Raw genomic sequence first — 4,037 nt, 5'->3', positions numbered from 1 at the left:
CAGGGCGCGGGGCGGGTGGCGCCGGAGGTGCCGTCGTCCTAGGGGCCGTCTGAGGCGCGGGCGGCCACGTATCAGCGGCAGCCCTGCGACTACCATGCGTCGTACTACCTAGGAGGGACACGCATGGCAGGAGAGCCGCAGGGCGGGTGTCTGTTCTGCAAAGTCGTCGCCGGGCAGATTCCGGCGACGATTGTGCGGGAGACGGAGACCACCGTTGCTTTTCGGGACATCAATCCGCAGGCTCCTACGCATGTGCTCGTGATTCCCAAGGTGCATTACGAGAATGTCGGTGCTCTTGCCGTGGCGGCTCCGGATGTTCTCGCCGATGTTCTGCGGGAGACGCAGGCCGTCGCTGACGAGGAGAAGCTCGGCAGTCATCGGACCGTGTTCAATACGGGGGCCGGTGCCGGGCAGACGGTGTTTCATGTGCACGCGCATGTCCTCGGCGGACGTGGGCTCCAGTGGCCTCCGGGGTGAATCCGCGTGTCGGTGCGTGAGTTGACGGTGCTGGGGACGGCCAGCCAGGTGCCCACCCGGCACCGTAATCACAACGGGTATTTCCTGCGGTGGGACGCCGACGGGATTCTTTTCGATCCCGGCGAGGGTACTCAGCGGCAGATGGTGCGGGCAGGTGTCGCGGCGCACGATCTGAAGAGGATTTGCGTCACCCATTTCCACGGGGATCACTCGCTCGGGCTGGCCGGGGTGATTCAGCGCGTCAATCTCGATCAGGTGCCGCATCCGGTGGTCGCGCATTATCCGCGTTCCGGTCAGCGGTTCTTCGACAGGCTCCGGTATTCCACGGCGTACCGGGAAACCGTCGGTATCACCGAATCCCCGGTCGCGGGCGGCGGCATGCTCACGCTGGCCGAGGGCCCCTCGTACACCCTGGAGGCGCACAGGCTCTCGCACCCGGTCGAGTCGTACGGCTACCGCCTGGTCGAGCCGGACGGCCGCCGCATCCTCCCGGCCCGCCTCGCGGAGCACGGCATCAAGGGCCCGGACGTGGGCCGGATCCAGCGCGAGGGCGCCCTGGGAGACGTCACGCTGGACGACGTCAGCGAGCTGAGGCGCGGACAGCGGTTCGCGTTCGTGATGGACACGCGCCTGTGCGACGGCGTGCACGCCCTCGCGGAGGACTGCGACATGCTGGTCATCGAGTCGACGTTCCTGGACGAGGACGCCCAACTGGCGCAGGACCACGGCCACTTGACGGCGGTCCAGGCGGCGGCGGTCGCGCGGGACGCCGGCGTGCGCCACCTCGTCCTCACCCACTTCAGCCAGCGCTACACCGACCCGGAGGAGTTCGAGCGCCAGGCGAGGTCCGCGGGGTTCGAGGGCGAGCTGACGATCGCCAGGGACCTGATGCGCGTACCGGTTCCGAAACGTCGGTGAAACGGCCGTACGATGCTTGGATGCCCCTCCCCAAAGCTGAACTGCACCTGCACATCGAAGGCACCCTGGAACCGGAGCTGGCGTTCGCGCTGGCCGGCCGCAACGGCGTGACGCTGCCGTACGCGGACACGGAGGCCCTGCGGCGGGCGTACGACTTCGCGGACCTCCAGTCGTTCCTGGACCTGTACTACGCGCTGATGACGGTCCTGCGCACGGAGGAGGACTTCGCGGACCTCGCGGACGCGTACCTCGCACGGGCGGCGGCGCAGGGCGTCCGGCACGCGGAGATCTTCTTCGACCCGCAGGCGCACACCGCGCGCGGCGTCGAACTGGGCACGGTCGTCGAGGGGTTGTGGCGGGCGCTCGGCGAGAGCGAGGCGCGGCACGGCGTCTCCACCCGGCTGATCCTGTGCTTCCTGCGCGACGAGTCCGCCGAGTCGGCGATGGAGACGCTGGAGGCCGCGAAGCCGTACCTCCACCGTATTACGGGTATCGGTCTCGACTCCGCCGAGGTCGGCCACCCTCCGGCGAAGTTCCGCGAGGTGTACGAGGTGGCTGGCTCTCTGGGACTACGCCGGGTGGCGCACGCGGGGGAGGAGGGCCCGGCCGCGTACATCACGGAGGCCCTCGACGTCCTCGGCGTGGAGCGCGTCGACCACGGCCTGCGCTGCGTGGAGGACCCGGCGCTGGTGGAGCGGCTGGTGCGCGAGCGGGTGCCGCTGACGCTGTGCCCCCTGTCCAACGTACGGCTCAAGGCGGTCGGCAGCCTCGCCGAGCATCCGCTGCCCGCGATGCTGGACGCCGGGCTGCTGTGCACGGTCAACTCCGACGACCCCTCCTACTTCGGCGGCTACGCGGGCGACAACTTCGACGCGGTCGCCGCTGAACTCGGCCTGAAGCAGGAGCAGTTGCGCGAGCTGGCCCGCAACTCCTTCGTCGCCTCCTTCCTGGAGGACGACGAGGAGCGACGGGCCGAGTACCTCGCGGAAGTCGACGCTTACGTCTTCTAGGGCCGGTGGATCCTGTCCACCAGGATGTCGATGACGAGCGGCGTGCGCGGGCCGAAGCTCAGCAGGACGCCGTCCTCCATGTCGACGACCCGCTCGTTCATCCCGGCGGGGGTCTGGGCGATGCCGGGCACCTGGAGCAGGCCGCTGAGGCCGCCGACCGAGTCGAGCCCCTTCGTCATCATCAGGATGACGTCGGGGCTCGCCTGCGCGAGCGCCTCGGTGGTGATCGGCGTGAACGGCCGCGCGAACCCGGCGGCCACGCCCGCGTCCCGAGCCCCCGCCGCCTCCAGCAGCGAGTCCGCGCCGGACCCCTTGCCGCCGATCAGGTACACGGCCGCACTGCCCCGCATGTAGAGGAACGCGACCTTCGGCCTGCTGCTCGCCGGCACCCCGGCCCGCGCCTGCGAAAGCTCCTTCCCCATCCGCGAGTTGAGCGCCTTCCCGGCGTCGGGGACGCCGAGTGCCGCCGCGATCCGGGTCGTTCGCGTCGTCACGTCGGCCAGCTTCGTCGCCGGATCGAGGACGACGACGGGAACCCCGGCGTCGCGGATCTGGTCGATCGCCTCCTTGGGGCCCGTGTCGGTGTCGGCGAGCACGACCGTCGGCCTCAGCGACAGCACGCTCTCCGCGCTCACGTCGTGCGCCTTGGTGACCTGCGGAAGCTTCTTCGCCTCCTCGAACGTCGCCGTGATGTCCCGGCCGACGACGTTCTTCCCGAGCCCGAGCGTGAACACGGTCTCCGCGACGCCGCCGTTGAGCGGCAGGATGCGTGAGGCGTCCGCGACGGTCACCCTCCGGCCGTCCGAGGACTCCACCGTGACCGGCAACTCCGGTACGGGGGCGGGGCCTTCGAGCGGTACGACCGTGTTCTCGGCGAGCCGCTCCACCGCTGCGGCGGCCCGTGCGCTCGCGGTCTTCGGCGCTTCCCGCGTCTCGCTCCCGCCGGTCCCGCAGGCCGCCGTCAGCAGCGCGAGGCCCGCTCCCAGGGCGGCCAGTCGTCTCCGCATGGTCTTTCCTCTCCGCGGTGCTTGGCAGTTCCTTGACGCTTAGTTTAGGTTAGGCTTTCCTTAGTTTCGCCTGGTGGGGGTGTTCTCATGACATCGGCAAGTGGCGTACGCGGTCGGGGAGTTGTGTGTTCTCTCGTGGCCGTCGCCCTGTTCGTGACCGCCCCGACGGCCGCTGCGGCGAGCGGTACGGCCACGGGGCCCGAGGGGCAGAGGCTCACCGTGTCCAAGGCGTCCGGGCTGGCCGCGGGGGGTGAGACGGTGACCGTCAGCGGTACCGGCTACAACACGGAGAAGGGCATCTATGTCGCCTTCTGTGTCGACAACGGGCCCGGGAAGACGCCCACGCCCTGTGTCGGTGGTGTCGACATGTCCGGTGAGTCCGGGGCGTCCGTGTGGGTTTCGTCCAATCCCCCTTCCTACGGTGAGGGGTTGGCCAAGCCGTATGGCGGTAGCGGGCATCAGGGGGCGTTCAGCGTTCAGCTCAAGGTGCGGGCGAAGGATGCGAACACCGATTGCGCGGCGGGTGGGGTGACGTGTGCGGTCATTACGCGCAACGACCATACGCGGGGCGGGGATCAGAGCCAGACCGTGCGGATTCCGGTGACGTTCGGGGGGACTTCCGGTG

At 69.5% G+C, this 4,037-nt stretch carries 4 protein-coding genes and 1 pseudogene; 4 read left to right on the top strand and 1 reads right to left on the bottom strand.

Annotation, left to right across the window (positions count from 1 at the left end; all coding sequences use genetic code 11):
• Positions 1 to 123 precede the first annotated feature (123 nt).
• From AOK24_RS07295 to AOK24_RS07285, 3 genes are read left to right on the top strand one after another with little or no spacing between them, the layout of a single operon-like run.
• Positions 124 to 477, top strand: a complete 354-nt coding sequence (locus tag AOK24_RS07295) for a histidine triad nucleotide-binding protein (protein ID WP_055719223.1) — start codon at positions 124 to 126, stop codon at positions 475 to 477.
• A gap of 6 nt (positions 478 to 483) precedes the next feature.
• Positions 484 to 1,395 (top strand): ribonuclease Z, encoded by a 912-nt coding sequence (locus AOK24_RS07290; protein WP_055719222.1) that lies wholly within the window; start codon positions 484 to 486, stop codon positions 1,393 to 1,395.
• A 20-nt stretch (positions 1,396 to 1,415) separates the two neighbouring features.
• Positions 1,416 to 2,405 (top strand): adenosine deaminase, encoded by a 990-nt coding sequence (locus tag AOK24_RS07285; protein ID WP_055719221.1) that lies wholly within the window; start codon positions 1,416 to 1,418, stop codon positions 2,403 to 2,405.
• On the opposite strand, the gene AOK24_RS07280 is transcribed toward AOK24_RS07285, so the two are convergent.
• Positions 2,402 to 3,412, bottom strand: a complete 1,011-nt coding sequence (locus AOK24_RS07280) for a heme/hemin ABC transporter substrate-binding protein (protein ID WP_055719220.1) — start codon at positions 3,410 to 3,412, stop codon at positions 2,402 to 2,404. The genes AOK24_RS07285 and AOK24_RS07280 overlap by 4 nt on opposite strands.
• 219 nt (positions 3,413 to 3,631) lie before the next feature.
• Between AOK24_RS07280 and AOK24_RS07275 the strand changes: the two are divergent.
• A pseudogene (locus AOK24_RS07275) lies at positions 3,632 to 4,037 on the top strand (hypothetical protein); the annotation flags it as partial.

This window comes from Streptomyces niveiscabiei, from assembly GCF_001419795.1.
Taxonomy (GTDB): Bacteria; Actinomycetota; Actinomycetes; order Streptomycetales; family Streptomycetaceae; genus Streptomyces; species Streptomyces niveiscabiei.
This window is presented reverse-complemented; position numbering and strand designations above follow the sequence as displayed.

Excerpts from the sequence above, each read along its gene's own strand:
- AOK24_RS07280 (WP_055719220.1), bottom strand. The coding sequence starts at position 3,412 with ATGCGGAGACGACTGGCCGCCCTGGGAGCGGGCCTCGCGCTGCTGACG.
- AOK24_RS07285 (WP_055719221.1), top strand. The coding sequence starts at position 1,416 with ATGCCCCTCCCCAAAGCTGAACTGCACCTGCACATCGAAGGCACCCTG.
- AOK24_RS07295 (WP_055719223.1), top strand. The coding sequence starts at position 124 with ATGGCAGGAGAGCCGCAGGGCGGGTGTCTGTTCTGCAAAGTCGTCGCC.